At 66.7% G+C, this 15,333-nt stretch carries 14 protein-coding genes; 10 read left to right on the forward strand and 4 right to left on the reverse strand.

Annotated features, from left to right (window positions below; translation table 11 throughout):
* Positions 1-538: 538 nt before the first annotated feature.
* Positions 539-1,141 carry a helix-turn-helix domain-containing protein gene (locus RS899_RS08870; protein ID WP_054909546.1) on the reverse strand — a complete coding sequence of 201 codons (603 nt, stop codon included), beginning with the start codon at positions 1,139-1,141 and terminating at the stop codon, positions 539-541.
* Between the two features lie 52 nt (positions 1,142-1,193).
* On the opposite strand from RS899_RS08870, the gene rhtA reads away from it, so the two are divergent.
* A complete protein-coding gene (gene rhtA, locus RS899_RS08875) occupies positions 1,194-2,069 on the forward strand; it encodes a threonine/homoserine exporter RhtA (RefSeq protein ID WP_315809653.1) in 876 nt (291 codons plus the stop codon).
* Between the two features lie 227 nt (positions 2,070-2,296).
* On the opposite strand, the gene RS899_RS08880 is transcribed toward rhtA, so the two are convergent.
* Positions 2,297-3,700 carry an MATE family efflux transporter gene (locus RS899_RS08880; protein WP_315809654.1) on the reverse strand — a complete coding sequence of 468 codons (1,404 nt, stop codon included), beginning with the start codon at positions 3,698-3,700 and terminating at the stop codon, positions 2,297-2,299.
* 265 nt (positions 3,701-3,965) lie between these two features.
* Here RS899_RS08880 and pdxB point away from each other — a divergent pair, with 265 nt between their 5' ends.
* The gene (gene pdxB, locus RS899_RS08885; protein ID WP_315809655.1) at positions 3,966-5,114 is read left to right on the forward strand and encodes a 4-phosphoerythronate dehydrogenase PdxB; all 1,149 of its coding nucleotides are present in this window, start codon (positions 3,966-3,968) and stop codon (positions 5,112-5,114) included.
* 25 nt (positions 5,115-5,139) lie between these two features.
* On the opposite strand, the gene RS899_RS08890 is transcribed toward pdxB, so the two are convergent.
* Positions 5,140-5,313 carry a PA1571 family protein gene (locus tag RS899_RS08890; protein WP_164488251.1) on the reverse strand — a complete coding sequence of 58 codons (174 nt, stop codon included), beginning with the start codon at positions 5,311-5,313 and terminating at the stop codon, positions 5,140-5,142.
* A gap of 248 nt (positions 5,314-5,561) precedes the next feature.
* Here RS899_RS08890 and RS899_RS08895 point away from each other — a divergent pair, with 248 nt between their 5' ends.
* The 8 genes from RS899_RS08895 to ubiM all read left to right on the forward strand — a co-directional run bounded on the left by RS899_RS08895 (position 5,562) and on the right by ubiM (position 13,890).
* Positions 5,562-6,683 carry an ATP-NAD kinase family protein gene (locus RS899_RS08895; RefSeq protein ID WP_315809656.1) on the forward strand — a complete coding sequence of 374 codons (1,122 nt, stop codon included), beginning with the start codon at positions 5,562-5,564 and terminating at the stop codon, positions 6,681-6,683.
* 91 nt (positions 6,684-6,774) lie between these two features.
* Positions 6,775-7,176, forward strand: coding sequence for a GFA family protein (locus tag RS899_RS08900; protein WP_054909541.1), 402 nt, complete (start codon positions 6,775-6,777; stop codon positions 7,174-7,176).
* A 49-nt stretch (positions 7,177-7,225) separates the two neighbouring features.
* Complete coding sequence (locus RS899_RS08905) at positions 7,226-8,341, forward strand: saccharopine dehydrogenase family protein (RefSeq protein WP_315809657.1); 1,116 nt, start codon at positions 7,226-7,228, stop codon at positions 8,339-8,341.
* A 187-nt stretch (positions 8,342-8,528) separates the two neighbouring features.
* Positions 8,529-9,086, forward strand: coding sequence for an FMN reductase (gene msuE / locus RS899_RS08910; protein ID WP_064979607.1), 558 nt, complete (start codon positions 8,529-8,531; stop codon positions 9,084-9,086).
* Positions 9,087-9,096: 10 nt separating this feature from the next.
* The gene (ssuD, locus tag RS899_RS08915; protein ID WP_315809658.1) at positions 9,097-10,242 is read left to right on the forward strand and encodes an FMNH2-dependent alkanesulfonate monooxygenase; all 1,146 of its coding nucleotides are present in this window, start codon (positions 9,097-9,099) and stop codon (positions 10,240-10,242) included.
* Positions 10,243-10,307: 65 nt separating this feature from the next.
* Entirely contained in the window at positions 10,308-11,492 is a 1,185-nt protein-coding gene (locus tag RS899_RS08920) for an acyl-CoA dehydrogenase family protein (protein WP_233298770.1), read from the forward strand.
* Complete coding sequence (locus RS899_RS08925) at positions 11,489-12,607, forward strand: sigma-54 dependent transcriptional regulator (protein WP_315809659.1); 1,119 nt, start codon at positions 11,489-11,491, stop codon at positions 12,605-12,607. Before RS899_RS08920 ends, RS899_RS08925 begins: the two co-directional genes overlap by 4 nt.
* Before the next feature lie 110 nt (positions 12,608-12,717).
* Positions 12,718-13,890: a 5-demethoxyubiquinol-8 5-hydroxylase UbiM gene (gene ubiM, locus RS899_RS08930; protein ID WP_315809660.1), complete on the forward strand. Its 1,173-nt coding sequence runs from the start codon at positions 12,718-12,720 to the stop codon at positions 13,888-13,890.
* A 157-nt stretch (positions 13,891-14,047) separates the two neighbouring features.
* Here the strand turns inward: ubiM and sfnG are convergent, their stop codons facing one another.
* Complete coding sequence (sfnG, locus tag RS899_RS08935) at positions 14,048-15,142, reverse strand: dimethylsulfone monooxygenase SfnG (RefSeq protein WP_054907195.1); 1,095 nt, start codon at positions 15,140-15,142, stop codon at positions 14,048-14,050.
* Positions 15,143-15,333: the final 191 nt, after the last annotated feature.

A 15,333-nucleotide genomic window follows, 5' to 3' on the forward strand; every position in this document is an offset into this window, starting at 1 on the left:
TGCGTGTTCGGATGTATTGGGTTTCGCCCCCTCGGGCGAGTCACTTCTTTCAAACGCCAAAGAAGTAACCAAGAAGGCTTGCCCCGGACATCCGGTTTTTCGCTTAGGCGAAAAATTCCCTCGTTGCAACGAAGTTTCAGGGGCACGCTGCGAAGGGCCGTCCCTGGCCCATCGCAGCTCTCGCGACATCCATGTCGCTCAACCCCTGAAACTACGCTCCAACGAGGCCTCCTGAACGGGGCATTCGGCGTGTGCGGACATTTCTCTGGAAGACTTCAAAGCCAAAGCCAAAGCCAAAGCCAAAGCCAAAGCCAAAGCCAAAGCCAAAGCCAAAGCCAAAGCCAAAGCCAAAGCAGAGCCAGAGTGAGCATGGATAGCTCCCTCTCCCTTCAGGGAGAGGGTTGGGGAGAGGGTGGTTCAGCGTTCTTCCAGAGCGCTTGCGAGCAAGCCCACTCCTAGCCGTTACTTCCCCTGACCTAGGAGCAGACTTCGTCCGTGATTGCCTCGCCGACCTGAGAGGGCGGCTTGTCAGCGGGATTCAGTTCACGACGTTCCGCACAAACCGCACCAGCACATCCCCATGGTTCTGGTAGGAAAACGGCTGGTTGCTCTTGAACACATGAAACCCACCGGCCTCGACTTCCACCGTCTCCTCGGCGAGGACAATGGTCAGCCGGCCCTCGATGACATAGGCCATGTCATGCCAGCCTTCAGCGTCGGGCTCGGCGTTGTAGCGATCGCCGGGGGCGAGTGCCCAGTGCCAGAGTTCCGCCTGGCGCGTGGCAGGTGTGCTGGCGAGGAGGGTGCCGCGGCTGTCGGGCTGCTGGCCGCCCCAGGCGACGGCGTCTACGCGGGTCAGGCCGCCGGTGGCCGGTGGGCGTACCAGGTCGGCGAAGGTCACGTGCAGCGCGGCGGCGATGCGGTCGAGGGTTGCGAGGCTGACGTTGTTGTCGCCTCCCTCGATGCCGACCAGCATCCGCCGGCTGACGCCCGAGGCCTTGGCCAGCGCATCCTGGCTGAGACCGGCGCTACGACGGTGCGTCTTCACGTTATCGGCGACGTGGACCAGCACGCTGGGACGTTCAGAAGGGGTGGGCAGTATATTGCTCATTCTGGCCTTTTTGCGCATTATGTTGCGCATAACAGTCAATCAAGATTTTCCCACCGTTGCAACGCCTGTCCTGGTCCGCATCATGCCTCGCTCTCGCTTTCTTTCCACTGTCTTTCCCATCCTCATCCTGATCGTGTCCATGGCCTCGATCCAGACCGGTGCGTCCGTCGCCAAGAGCCTGTTCCCGGTGCTCGGCGCGGAAGGCGTGACTTCCATGCGCCTGGTCTTCGCCGCCATCCTCCTGCTGGCGATCCTGCGGCCGTGGCGCACCTCCCTGCGCGGCAAGCCGCTCAAGCCGCTGTTCATCTATGGCGTGACGCTGGGCCTGATGAACCTGACCTTCTATATGGCGCTGCAGACCATCCCGCTGGGTGTCGCCGTGGCCCTGGAGTTCACCGGGCCGCTGGCGGTGGCGCTGTTCTACTCGCGCAAACCCATCGACTTCCTGTGGATCGCCATCGCGGTGGTCGGTCTCGGCCTGCTGCTGCCGATCGCTGACTTCGGCAACGGCATCGACCCCAAGGGCGCCGCGCTGGCGCTGGGAGCGGGGGTCTGCTGGGGGCTCTACATCATCTTCGGCCAGCGCGCCGGCAACGACCTGGGCGCCCAGGGCGCGGCGCTGGGCATCACTATCGCGGCGATCTGCGTAGCGCCGATCGGCCTCGCGCACAGCGGCATGGCGCTGTTCGATGTCAGCCTGTTCCCGGCTCTGCTGGGCGTGGCGATCCTTTCCAGCGCGTTGCCCTACACCCTGGAAATGGTTGCGCTCACCCGTTTGCCTGCACGTACTTTCGGCACCCTGATGAGCATCGAGCCGGCGTTCGGTGCGTTGTCCGGGTTGTTCTTCCTCGGCGAGCAACTGACTTCGCACCAGTGGATCGCCATCTGCGCCATCATCGTGGCCTCCGTTGGGACGACGCTGAGCAGCCGGCCGAAGCCGGCGCTGGTCGCTGACTGATCCCAGGATACGAAACGAAAAAGCCGCCCCCGGGCGGCTTTTTCGTTGTTGTAGGAGCGAGCTTGCTCGCGAACCGCTTGACGCCGATGCTTGAGGTAAATCCGTTCGCGAGCAAGCTCGCTCCTACAGAGTCCTTGCAGCGCGGCGACCAGTTCGTGCGGTGTTTTCCCCGCGGGGTTTCCAAATGAAAAAGCCGCCCTTGGGCGGCTTTTTTCGCGTCATGGGCGTTAGGCAGCCACGCGCCTCTCGTTCAGCACGATCTGCCGCTTGGCGCTGCGCGACAGGCGGATGCACAGCATCACCGCCGCACAGGTCAGGCCGACGATCAGGCCTTCCCACAGGCCGCGCGGGCCGGTGGGCTCCTGCAGCCAGTGGGCCAGGCCGAGGCTGTAGCCCACCGGCAGGCCGATGCCCCAGTAGGCGAACAGGGTCATGATCATGGTCGCGCGGGTGTCTTGGTAGCCGCGCAGGGCGCCGGCGGCAGTGACCTGCACGGCATCGGAGAACTGGAACAGCGCCGAGAACACCAGCAGCGTAGCGGCCAGGGCCAGCACTTCCGGGTCCTGGGTGTAGAGCCCGGCGATGTGCTCGCGCATCAGCAGCATGCCGCTGGCGGAAATGCAGGCGTACGCCAACGCCGCGCCCATGCCCACGCCGGCGGCGAAGCGCGCATCGCGCGGGGCCCCGGCGCCCAGTGACTGGCCAACGCGTACCGTCACGGCCATGGCCAGCGAGTACGGGATCATGAACACCAGCGCGCTGAAGTTCAGCGCCACCTGGTGCCCGGCGACAACCTTCTCGCCGAGCTCGCCGATCAGCAGGGCGATCACCGAGAAGATGCTGGATTCGGCGAATACCGCGATGCCGATGGGCAGGCCCACCGCCACCAGGCTGCCGATCACCTTCGGCTGCGGCAGTTCCCAGTGGCTGAATAACTGGCTCGGCTGGTAGACCTTGGCCCAGTTCACCCAGAACAGCATGCCCAGCAGCATGAACCACATCACCGAGCCGGTGGCCCAGCCGCAGCCGGGGCCGCCCAGGGCCGGGAAGCCAAGGTGGCCGTAGATCAGCACGTAGTTGATCGGGATGTTCAGCATCAGCCCGCAGATGCCCAGCACCATGCTCGGCCGGGTGCGGCCCAGGCCGTCGCTGTAGCAGCGCAGCACGTGGTACAGCGCCACCGCCGGCAGGCCGCAGGCGATACCGCGCAGGTAGAAGCAACTGGGCTCGATCAGCGCTTCCTCGACCTTCATCGCCCGCAGTACCGGCTCGGAGAGCAGCCACAGCGTCGCGCCCGCCAGTGGGCCGACCAGCAGCGCCAGCCACAGCGCCTGGCGTACCAGCGGGCCGGTCCCGGCCTGATCGCCGGAACCGTAGCGCTGGGCCACCTTGGCGGTGGTGGCGAGCAGGGTGCCGGTCATCAGCAGGAACACCGGAATCCAGATCGAGTTGCCCAGCGCCACGGCCGCGAGGTCACGCGGGCCGACGCTGCCGGCCATCACCGCATCGACGAAGCCCATGGCGGTAGTGGCCAGCTGGGCGATCATGATGGGCGCTGCGAGGGTCAGCAGTTCCTTGAGTTCGGTGGCGGTGCGCCGTCCGCGGGAGACGGGCTGGGCGAGGCTGGTCACGGCTTTCCTTGGCGAAAGAAATTGGCGGGAAGCCGACCAGTTTAAGGGCTGACGGGCCAGTCAGGAAGTCTTGCGTGCGCCGCGCGGGACCGCGCGCAGGGCTGAAGGATCGGCGCTGACGTAGGGCGCTTAACGCGCCAGCGTTATCCGCCTTGAAGGGAGAGCGGCGGATAACCTGCTCCAGGTTATGCGCCCTATATGGCTGTGCGGGACCGCGCGCAGCAGCGCTGGTAAAGTACCCGCAGCCGATTTCTGGAGTCAGCCCATGCGTATCCTTGCCGATGAAAACATTCCCCTGGTCGAAGCCTTCTTCGGTGCCCATGGCGATATCCGCCGTCTGCCCGGACGCGGCATCGACCGTACCGCCCTGGGCGATGCCGAAGTGCTGCTGGTGCGCTCGGTGACGGACGTCAGCCGCGAGCTGCTCAAGGGCAGCCAGGTGAAATTCGTCGGCACCTGCACCATCGGCACCGACCACCTGGACCTCGATTACTTCGCCGAGGCCGGTATCGCCTGGTCCAGTGCGCCGGGTTGCAATGCCCGTGGCGTGGTCGACTGGGTGCTGGGCAGCCTGCTGGCGCTGGCCGACGTGCACGGCGCGAAGCTCGCCGAACGCCGCTATGGCGTGATCGGCGCTGGGCAGGTGGGCGGTCGTCTGGTGGATGTGCTGCGTGGGTTGGGCTGGGATGTGCGCGTCTGCGATCCGCCGCGCGCGGCTGCCGAGGGCGGCGATTTCCGCAGCCTGGAGGAAGTGCTGCGCGAGTGCGACGTGATCAGCCTGCACACGCCGCTGACCCGCGACGGCGACAACCCGACCCGCCACCTGATCGACGCCGCGCGCCTGAAGGCGCTGCGCCCCGGCACCTGGCTGATCAATGCCAGCCGCGGCGGCGTGGTCGACAACACCGCGCTACGCGTTCACCTGGAATCCGGTGCGAATCTCGATGTGGCGCTGGATGTCTGGGAGGGCGAGCCGGAGGTCAATGTTCGCCTGGCCGAACTCTGCCGTATCGCGACGCCGCACATCGCCGGCTACAGCCTCGACGGCAAGCTGCGCGGTACGGCGCAGATCTACGAGGCGTTCTGCGCCTGGCAGCAGCGCGCGCCGGAAGTCGATCTCGACGACCTGTTGCCCGCGCAATGGCTGGCCGAGCTGAGCCTCAAGGAAGAGTGCGACCCCGACTGGGCACTGGCGATGCTCTGCCGTGCGGTTTATGACCCGCGCAGCGACGACGCCAACTTCCGTCGCAGCCTGGTAGGCGATACCAAGACCCGGCGGGCGGCCTTCGATGCGCTGCGCAAGCATTACCCGCCGCGGCGCGAGATCACCGGGCTATGGGTGGACATCCAGGGTGATTCGCCGCGCCTGGAAAGCCTGCTGACCGCCTTGGGCGCCAACCGGGTCGGGGAGTAGGGCGGACGCGCCGCTGCACCGACTGTCAGCGGCGTGGCTGCTCGCAGGTCTTGTCAAGTTCCTGGCAGGCGCGCTGGATCATGTCTTCGGTGATCGGGACCTCGCGGCCCTGGGCATCGATGATCGAGCCGCCGACCGGCTGCTGCGGGTTGCGCGGGGCGGGGCGGGGAGTGGGTTCACGGTGGGTTTGCAGGCTCATGGCCAATCTCCTCTACATCAGGTTCGTTGCAGTCTAGGCAGATCAGATGAAAGCCCGGTGACAGAGGCTGCGCGCGGCAGCGCCGAAGAACCGTCACCGAAGACAGACGACCAATGCCCTCGCAGATTGCATGCCAATCGCGTGGTCCCCGGTCGTTTGCTTGTCGTTATAGTGAGTGGAACCGTCGCTTCCCTGGTCCGACCCGGCATTGCGCCGGTGGTTCGAAGAAGTTTCCCTCGAGGTTGAGTATGGACAGGATTCGCATAGGGCTGATCATCAATCCGCTGGCCGGTATTGGCGGCCCGACGGCGCTCAAGGGCAGTGACGGGGTGGCCGAGCTGGCACTGGCGCGCGGCGCGCAGCCGCGGGCAGCGGAGCGCACCCGCGTGGCACTGGAGCATCTGTTGCCGGTGCGCGAGCGCCTGGAGTTCCTCACTTTTCCCGGCGCCATGGGCGCCGAGCTGCTGGCGAGCATGGGCTTCGGCCACCGCCTGGTCGGCGCGCTGGAACAGCAGCAGAGCAGTGCGGCGGATACCCGTCACGCCGTGCAGGCGCTGCAGGAAGCAGGCGTGGCGCTGATCCTCTTCGCCGGTGGCGATGGCACTGCGCGGGACGTGGCCGAAGTGGCCCGCGAGGGCCAGCCGGTGCTGGGCATTCCCGCCGGGGTGAAGATCCATTCCGGCGTCTACGCCATCAGCCCGCGTGCCGCCGGGGAACTGGCGCGGCGGCTGGTCGACGGCGGCCTGGTGCGCCTGACCCAGGGGGAAGTGCGCGATCTGGACGAAGCCGCGCTGCGCGAAGGTCGCGTCGCCGCGCGCTGGTACGCCGAGCTGACGGTGCCCGAGGAAGGCCACTTCATGCAGCACGTGAAGCAGGCCGGCATGGAAACCGAGGAACTGGTGCTGGCCGATCTCGCCGCCTGGCTGGAGGACAGCTGGGAAAACGACGTGCGCTACGTCTTCGGCCCCGGCTCGACGCTGCATGGGCTGGCTGCCGACCTGCACCTGGACACCACGCTGCTGGGCGTCGACGTGATCGAGAACGGTGAAGTGATCGCCCGCGATGTCACCGAGGCGCAGTTGTTCGAACTGGTGGACGGCCACCCGGCCTTCCTGCTGGTGACGGCCATTGGTGGCCAGGGGCATATCCTCGGCCGTGGCAACCAGCAGATCAGCCCACGGGTGCTGCGCGCCATTGGCATCGAACGGCTGCGGGTGATCGCCACCAAGCGCAAGCTCGGCACTCTCGAAGGCCGGCCGCTGCTGGTGGATAGCGGCGACGCCGAGCTGGACGCAAGCTTCCCCGCGGCCGTGCGCGTGTGGGCCGGATACAAGGAAGAACTGCTCTATCCGCTGGGCTGGGGCAGATAGGGCTGAAACCGCTCGAAGGCACGGTGGTGATTACCCGCGTTGCTGATCTAGACTCCTGCACTTCGTGAAAACGGGACGAGGGAGCAGGGCCATGCATTCGGGCGGTTGTCTGTGCGGCGCAGTGCGTTTCGAGATCGATGGCGAACTGGCGCCTGTCCAGGTCTGCCATTGCAGCCAGTGCCGCAAGGCCCAGGGCGGGCCGTTCGCCACCAACATTCCCGTGGACCGCGCGGCGTTCCGTCTGCTCAGCGGCGAGTCGCAGTTGGGCGAGTATCGCGCTTCCCCCGATAAGAAGCGCGTGTTCTGCCGCACCTGCGGCTCGCCGATCTACAGCGCCCGCGATGCCTTGCCGGAGACTTTGCGGGTGCGTGCGGGAACCCTGGACGAGCCGGTACGGACAAAGCTCGAAGCACATTATTACGTCGCGTCCCGCGCCAGCTGGTGGCCGCTGGAGGACAATCTGCCCCGTCACGAGGGTGCAAAACCAGGATGAATAAGCTGGCGCAGCCGCCAGCACTCAGGGAGTAGCAGGGTCAGTGGGAATGGAACGGAAATTTCGCGTGCTGGTGCTCGGTGGCTACGGCAACTTCGGCAGCCTGATCGTACGGCGTCTGAGCGGTATCGAAGGAGTCCGCGTACTGGTCGGCGGGCGCGACCAGCGCCGCGCCAATGAACTGGCCGCGCAGGTGGGCGGCGAGGCGGTGTGCCTGGACATGAACCAGCCGACCCTGGCAGGCCGCCTCAACGAGCTGAAGGTGGACCTGGTGATATCCACCGCCGGTCCCTTCCAGGGGCAGGATTACCGCGTCGCCCGTGCCGCCATCGGTGCCCGCGCGCATTACATCGACCTGGCGGACGCGCGCCAGTTCGTCTGCGGTATCCATGAACTCGACCGCGCCGCGCGCAGTGCCGGCGTGCTGGTCTGCAGCGGTGCCAGCTCCGTGCCTGCACTGGCCGCCTCGGTGATCGACGAACTGCTGCCGCGCTTCCAGCGGCTGGACAGCATCCACCATGGCATCAGCTCCTCGGCGAAGATTCCCGGCCAGGCCACCGTGTCCGCGGTACTCGGATACTGCGGCAAGCCGTTGCGGCAGTGGCGCCAGGGGCGCTGGCAGGACGTGCACGGCTGGCAGGGGCTCAATCGCCACCGTTTTCCCGCTCCCCTGGGCCAACGCTGGCTGGCCCATTGCGATGTGCCGGACCTGGACCTTTTCCCGCAGCGCTATGCCGGCGTGCAGGACGTGCGTTTCTCCGCCGGCCTGGGCCTGCGACTCACCCAGTTCGGCACCTGGGGCCTGTCCTGGCTGGTGCGCGCCGGTCTGGTGAAGGATGCTGCGCGACTGGGCGCCGGCCTGCACCGCATGGCCGTGGCCATGGAGCCGCTGGGCGATGGCCGCAGCGGCATGTTCGTCCAGCTGCACGGACTTGACGGCGACGGCAAGCCGCTGGCGCTGTGCTGGGAAATGCTCGCGCAGCGCGACCATGGCCCGAACATCCCCTGCATGGCCGCGGTGGCGCTGGCGCGCAAACTGGCCGCCGGGCAGCTGCGCCAGCGTGGCGCCACGCCCTGTATCGGCCTGCTCAGCAAGGATGAGTACGTGGCTGAACTGGAGGGCCTGGATATCTCTCACGGCCTGCGCGAGCTGGCCGTGCATTGAGCACCGGGTGTTGCCCTGGCAACAGTTGATCAGCAACGCTGTTGCCTGAGTGACATGGATTACCCCGGAAACCCCGCTCAAGTGCCCTGAAATCGCACATTTCCTTGTTGTTACGGCCCTTTCGGGGGTTGGTACGGCCCTTGCTCAAGGCTTCTGTACCTAGCGCAACAGTCAACAGGGAAAACCCATGACCAGCCCCATCAAAGTGGTCGCCGTTTCCGGCGGCACCTATCGCCCCTCGCGCACCCTGGTGCTCACGCAGGCCGTACTGGACGCTCTCGGCGAGCAGCTTCCGGTAGACGCCCGAGTGATCGAACTGGCCGACATCGCCCGCCCGCTGGGCGCCGCGCTGTCCCGCCAGGAACTCTCTGCCGAGCTGGAGGCCACCCTGCGCGAGATCGAGACGGCCGACCTGCTGGTCGTCGCCTCGCCGGTCTACCGCGGTTCCTATCCGGGCCTGCTCAAGCATCTGTTCGACCTGGTGGACATGAACGCCCTGATCGACACCCCGGTGCTGCTCGCCGCCACCGGTGGCAGCGAGCGCCACGCGCTGGTTCTCGACCACCAGCTGCGCCCGCTGTTCAGCTTCTTCCAGTCGATCACTCTGCCCATCGGCGTGTACGCCAGCGAGGCGGACTTCGCCAACTACCAGATCACCAGCGACACCCTGCGCGCCCGCATCCAGCTGGCCGCCGAACGCGCCGCACCGCTGTTCGCCCGCCCGCAACTGCGCAAGACCGCCTGAGGAGCCCTCGATGAACGTGTTCTGGTTCCTGCCCACCCATGGTGACGGCCACTTCCTCGGCACCAGCGAGGGCGCGCGGCCGGTGTCGCTGCCGTATCTCAAGCAGATCGCCCAGGCCGCCGATTCCCTCGGCTACTACGGCGTGCTGATTCCCACCGGCCGCTCCTGCGAGGATTCCTGGGTAGTCGCCTCGGCCCTGGCGCCGCTCACCGAGCGCCTGCGCTATCTGGTGGCGATCCGCCCGGGGATCATCTCGCCGACCGTCTCCGCGCGCATGGCGGCGACCCTGGATCGCCTGTCCGGCGGGCGCCTGCTGATCAACGTGGTCACCGGTGGCGACCCGGACGAAAACCGTGGCGACGGCATCCACCTCAGCCATGCCGAGCGCTACGAAGTCACCGACGAATTCCTGCGCATCTGGCGCCGCGTGCTGCAGGGCGAATCGGTGGACTTCGCCGGCAAACACCTGCAGGTGGAGAACGCCAAGGCGCTCTATCCGCCGATCCAGAAGCCCTATCCGCCGTTGTACTTCGGTGGCTCCTCAGCCGAGGCCCACGACCTCGCCGCCGAGCAGGTGGACGTCTACCTGACCTGGGGCGAACCGCCACAAGCGGTCGCGCAGAAGATCGCCGACGTGCGTGAGAAAGCCGCGAAGCAGGGCCGCACTGTGACGTTCGGTATCCGCCTGCACGTGATCGTCCGCGAGACCGCCGAGGAAGCTTGGCAGGCCGCCGACAAGCTGATCGCCAACATCTCCGACGAGACCATCGCCAACGCGCAGAAGTCCTTCGCCCGCTTCGACTCCGAAGGCCAGCGGCGCATGGCCGCGCTGCACGGCGGCCGGCGTGACCAGCTGGAGATCTACCCCAATCTCTGGGCCGGCGTCGGCCTGGTGCGCGGCGGTGCCGGCACCGCGCTGGTGGGCGACCCGCAGCAGGTCGCCGAACGCATCAAGGAGTACGCGGACCTGGGGATCGACAGCTTCATCTTCTCCGGCTACCCGCACCTGGAAGAGGCGTATCGCTTCGCCGAACTGGTCTTCCCGTTGCTGCCCGAACCCTATGCGAGCCTCGCCGGGCGCGGCGTGACCAACCTTACCGGGCCCTTCGGCGAAATGATCGCCAATGACGTGCTGCCCGGACGCAAGGCCGGCTGAGCCCCACCCATGACGTGCCGGGCAGGAGCCCGGTACGCATTCAATCGAACAAAGAGGAAGCGAGCGTGAACGCCAAGACGCGTCTCGACGCACAGACACCCGGGCAAATAGCCCAACGCCTGGCCGCCGGTTTCGCCGAAACCGCCGCCGAGCGCGACATCCGTGGCGGCACGCCGAAGGCCGAGCGCGATGCGCTGCGCCAGAGCGGCCTGTTGTCGCTGATCATCCCCAGCGAGTACGGCGGCCTGGGCGCCGACTGGAGCACCACGCTGGACATCGTCAGGCAGTTCGCCGTGGTCGATAGCTCCATTGCCCATGTGTTCGGCTTCCAGCACCTGATGCTGGCCACCGTGCGCCTGTTCTCGCGCCCCGAGCAGTGGCAGCCGTGGTTCGAGCTGACCGCGCGCAACCAGTGGTTCTGGGGTAACGCCCTGAACCCGCTGGACACCCGCACTGTGTCGCGCAGCTTCGCCGGCTGGCGCGAGTTTTCCGGGCGCAAGAGCTTCTGCTCCGGCGCACTGGATTCGGAAATGCTCATCGCCTCGGCGCTGGACGGTGAGGGCGGCAAGCTGCTGATAGCCGCGATTCCAACTGCGCGCAGCGGCATCAGCCTCGCCCACGACTGGGACAACATGGGCCAGCGCCAGACCGACAGCGGCAGCGCCACCTTCGAGCGCGTGCGCGTGGAGGAGAGCGAGCTGCTGCTCGATCCGGGCCCGCTGAGCACGCCGTTCGCCTGCCTGCGCCCGCTGATCGCGCAACTGATCTTCACCCATGTGTTCCTTGGCATAGCTGAAGGTGCGTTCGAAGAGGCGCGGCAGTACACGCTCAAGGAAGCTCGCCCGTGGTTCCGCTCCAACGCCGCCACGGTCAGCGAAGACCCTTACGTGCTCGCCCATTACGGCGAATTCTGGGTCGGCCTGGAAAGCACCCGCCTGCTGGTGCGCCGCGCCGCGCAACTGCTGGATGAAGCCTGGAACAAGGGCGCCGCGCTGGATGCCGAAGAGCGCGGCCGGCTGGCCGTGGCCATCGCCACGGCCAAGGTCGCGGCCACGCGCAATGGCCTGGAAATCTGCAACCGCCTGTTCGAGGTCACTGGCGCGCGGTCCACCCATGCCGCGCTGCGCATCGACCGCTACTGGCGCAACCTGCGTACCCAGACCCTGCATGACCCGGTGGACTACAAGGTCCGCGAGTTGGGTGACTGGGCGCTGAACCAGCAACTCCCGCAACCGACTTTCTACTCATGAATGCGACCACACCCGAGGGTCTGCTGATCCTGCCCAAGTCCCCCGCGCTGGCCACTTCCATCCGCGCCACCGCGCAGGTGTTCGAGGACCCGAAATCCCAGGCGTTGCTCGACCACCTGCAACAGGTCGCGCCCAGTGAGGCCAGCGTGCTGATCATCGGCGAGACCGGCACCGGCAAGGAATTGGTGGCGCGGCACATCCATAACCTCAGCGCGCGGCGCAGTGGCCCGTTCGTGGCGGTGAACTGTGGGGCCTTCTCCGAATCCCTGGTGGAGGCCGAGCTGTTCGGCCACGAGAAGGGCGCCTTCACCGGTGCGCTGGCGGCCAAGGCCGGCTGGTTCGAGGAGGCCAACGGCGGCACCCTGTTTCTCGATGAGATCGGCGATTTGCCGATGCCGATCCAGGTCAAGCTGCTGCGCGTCCTGCAGGAGCGCGAAGTGGTGCGCCTGGGTTCGCGCAAGAGCATCCCGATCAACGTGCGGGTGCTGGCGGCCACCAACGTGCAGCTGGAGAAGGCGATCAACGCCGGGCACTTCCGCGAGGACCTCTACTACCGGCTCAACGTGGTCAGCCTGGAGCTTTCGCCGCTGCGCGAGCGCCCTGGCGACATCCTCCCGCTGACCCGCCACTTCATTGCCGAGTACAGCCGGCGCCTGGGCTACGGGCAGAGCCAGCTCAGCGCCGAGGCGGCGCAGAAACTGCGCAGCTATTCCTGGCCGGGGAACATTCGCGAGCTGGAGAACGTCATCCACCACACCTTGCTCATCTGCCGCGACGGCGTGGTGCGCGCGGAGGATCTGCACCTGTCCAACCTGCGCATCGATCGCAGCGACGAGCCACGGCTGGAATCGCTGGGCGCCGAGCAGATTCTCCAGCAGGCCTTCCAGCGCCTGTTCGAGGAGCAGGGCGGCAACCTGCACGCGCGGGTGGAGGATGCACTGCTGCGCGCGGCTTATCGCTTCTGCCACTGCAACCAGGTGCACACCGCCAATCTGCTGGGCCTGAGCCGCAACGTCACGCGCACGCGGCTGATCGAGATCGGCGAACTGGTGGTGAACAAGCGCCGCGGCGCGGCGGTGATCGACCCGGAGCGGGGCGTGCGGCTGTCGATCTAGGCCTGTCTATTTGGAGGTATTCGCCGCGGGCAACTGATCCACGGCAACGAAACCGGCCACTGGCCAGCCTAGACTCCGGGACCGCCCATCCCAAGCGAAAGGAGTCACCCATGCACGTGGACATCGCCATCGTCGGCGCCGGCCCCGCCGGGCTTTGCCTGGCCCGCTCGCTGTCGGGCAATGGCCTGTCGATCCTGCTGATCGACCGCCAGCCGCTGGCCGCCGTGGCCGAACCCGCCGAGGATGGCCGGGAGATCGCCCTGACCCACGCTTCACGCGCCGAGTTGCAACGCCTGGGGATGTGGTCGCGGATCGACCCGCAGGAAGTCTCGCCGCTGCGCGATGCCCAGGTGCTCAACGGTCCGTCGCTGTTCACCCTGCGCATCGAGGCGGAACAGGCCGGGGCCGAACAGCTGGGCTACTTCGTGTCGAACCAGATGATCCGCCGCGCGGCCTTCGATGCAGTGCATGAGTGCCCGGATGTCTCGCTGGTCTGCGGGCGTGCGCTGCGCTCGTTGCGTGTCGAGCAGAATGGCGTGGACCTGACGCTGGATGACGACAGCCGTGTGCATGCGCGCCTGCTGGTTGCCGCCGACAGTCGCTTCTCCGAGACGCGGCGGATGCTCGGCATCGGCGCGCACATGGAAGACTTCGGCAAGACCATGATGGTCTGCCGCATGGCCCACGAGAGACCGCACCACAACGTCGCCTGGGAATGGTTCGGCTATGGCCAGACCCTGGCGCTGCTGCCGATCAACGGCGACCGCTCCTCGGTGGTACTGACCCTGCCGCAGCGCGAGATGGCGCCGTTGCTGGAGATGGACGAGAACGCCTTTGCCCACGAGATGGAACGCCGCTTCGACCGCCGACTGGGCGGGATGGAACTGCTCGGCCCGCGGCACAGCTACCCGCTGGTGGGCGTCTACTCCGACCGCTTCGTCGGCCCGCGCAGCGCGCTGATCGGCGATGCCGCCGTCGGCATGCATCCGGTGACCGCGCACGGCTTCAACTTCGGCCTGCAGAGCCAGCGCCGGCTGGCCAATGAAATCCTCGCGACCCATCGCCGTGGCGGTGATATCGGCGGCGCCTGGCCGCTGCGCCGCTACGCGATGAGCCACCGTCTGGCGACCTGGCCGCTGTACCAGGCGACCCGATTGATCGTCGGCATGTATACCGACCCGCGCCCGCCGGTGCGCCTGCTGCGTAATGCCGGCCTGCGCCTGGCGCAGAACCTGCCGCCGCTACGCACGGCCATCGCCAGGCACCTGACGCAGGGGGCCTGAGGGCCGGCTCGGCATCTCCCTCAGCGATACGAGCCCTGCAGGGCTGGCCCAGAGAGAGCAAAAGCGTTCGCGAGCAAGCTCACTCCTACGGATGCCGGGATATTCGGTGCGCTTTTCGTAGGAGCGAGCGTGCTCGCGAACGGCTGAGCCTGATGTCTCAGGCTGCCTCGGTCTGCCGCGCCTTCTTCTGCTCCAGCTCCCGCACCAGCGGCAGTACCTTCTCGCCGAAGTAGCGCACCTCTTCCTGGAAGTGCAGGAAGCCCGCCAGCACCAGGTCCACGCCCACGGCCTTGAGCGCGACGATGCGTTCGGCGATCTGCTGCGGCGTGCCGATCAGGTTGGTCTTGAAGCCGTCGTTGTATTGCACCAGGTCTTCGAAGCTGGACTTGGCCCAGTTGCCTTCGCCTTCCGGTGACGCCGCCCCCGCCTGTTTCGCCGCATGGCCGAAGGCATTCACCGCTTCCGGGTCGGCCTTGTCGATGATCTCGGCGAGCACCGCTCGGGCTTCTTCCTCGGTGTCGCGGGCGATGACGAAGGCGTTCACCCCGATCTTCACCGAGTGGCCGTTGGCGGCGGCCTTCTCGCGGATGTCATCCACCTGGGCCTTGATGCCTTCGACGCTGTTGCCGTTGGTGAAGTACCAGTCGGAGACGCGCGAGGCCATGTCCCGCGCGGCCCGTGAGCTGCCGCCCTGGAAGATTTCCGGATGCGGCCGCTGGATCGGCTTGGGTTTCAGGGTGTAGTCGTGGAAGCGGTAGAAGTCGCCCTTGAAGGTGAAGTTGTCCTCGGTCCAGATGCCTTTCAGGGCGCGAATGAATTCCTCCGAGCGACGGTAGCGCTCATCGTGTTCCAGCCAGGGTTCACCAATGGCCTGGAACTCGCCCTTGAACCAGCCGCTGACGATGTTTACGGCGATGCGCCCGGCGGTGAGCTGGTCGATGGTCGCCAGCTGCTTGGCGGCCAGCGAGGGCGTCCAGGGGCCGGGGAGGATGGCGGCGATCACCTTGAGCTTTTGCGTGGCGCCCAGCAGTGCGTGGCTGAAAGCGACGGACTCGTGCTGGTTCTCGGCGCCGTAGCCGGCGGTGAAGCGAATCTGTGTCAGCGCGTAGTCGAACCCGGCGTCCTCGGCGATGCGCGCCAGTTCGCGGTTGTAGTCGATGTCCCAGTGGGTGCGCTGTTCGATCTTGCTGACGACCAGGCCGCCACTGACGTTGGGCACCCAGTAGGCGAAGCGGATCGGTGGTTGGCTCATGGCGCGACTCCTCGTTGCTGTACGGCGGCGAAGGTGCCGCAACGTGATCAGAGCGAAAGCCATGCCACGGGGGGAAATTCCAGCCTGATCAGCAGCTTGCTGATTCGTCGGGACAGCAGCCGGTGTTTTGCCGGGAGCAATGCTGCTGGCCAGGTGTTGGCCAGGCAACAGTGACGGGTGCGACAACCGGC

The sequence above is a fragment of the Pseudomonas sp. C9-3 genome, assembly GCF_032392015.1.
GTDB lineage: Bacteria > Pseudomonadota > Gammaproteobacteria > Pseudomonadales > Pseudomonadaceae > Pseudomonas > Pseudomonas nitroreducens.

Bases quoted from the DNA above. Each gene is read 5' to 3' on its own strand.
- RS899_RS08870 (WP_054909546.1), bottom strand. From the start codon at position 1,141: ATGCGCAACATAATGCGCAAAAAGGCCAGAATGAGCAATATACTGCCC.
- rhtA (WP_315809653.1), top strand. From the start codon at position 1,194: ATGCCTCGCTCTCGCTTTCTTTCCACTGTCTTTCCCATCCTCATCCTG.
- pdxB (WP_315809655.1), top strand. From the start codon at position 3,966: ATGCGTATCCTTGCCGATGAAAACATTCCCCTGGTCGAAGCCTTCTTC.
- RS899_RS08890 (WP_164488251.1), bottom strand. From the start codon at position 5,313: ATGAGCCTGCAAACCCACCGTGAACCCACTCCCCGCCCCGCCCCGCGC.
- RS899_RS08895 (WP_315809656.1), top strand. From the start codon at position 5,562: ATGGACAGGATTCGCATAGGGCTGATCATCAATCCGCTGGCCGGTATT.
- RS899_RS08900 (WP_054909541.1), top strand. From the start codon at position 6,775: ATGCATTCGGGCGGTTGTCTGTGCGGCGCAGTGCGTTTCGAGATCGAT.
- RS899_RS08905 (WP_315809657.1), top strand. From the start codon at position 7,226: ATGGAACGGAAATTTCGCGTGCTGGTGCTCGGTGGCTACGGCAACTTC.
- msuE (WP_064979607.1), top strand. From the start codon at position 8,529: ATGACCAGCCCCATCAAAGTGGTCGCCGTTTCCGGCGGCACCTATCGC.
- ssuD (WP_315809658.1), top strand. From the start codon at position 9,097: ATGAACGTGTTCTGGTTCCTGCCCACCCATGGTGACGGCCACTTCCTC.
- RS899_RS08925 (WP_315809659.1), top strand. From the start codon at position 11,489: ATGAATGCGACCACACCCGAGGGTCTGCTGATCCTGCCCAAGTCCCCC.
- ubiM (WP_315809660.1), top strand. From the start codon at position 12,718: ATGCACGTGGACATCGCCATCGTCGGCGCCGGCCCCGCCGGGCTTTGC.
- sfnG (WP_054907195.1), bottom strand. From the start codon at position 15,142: ATGAGCCAACCACCGATCCGCTTCGCCTACTGGGTGCCCAACGTCAGT.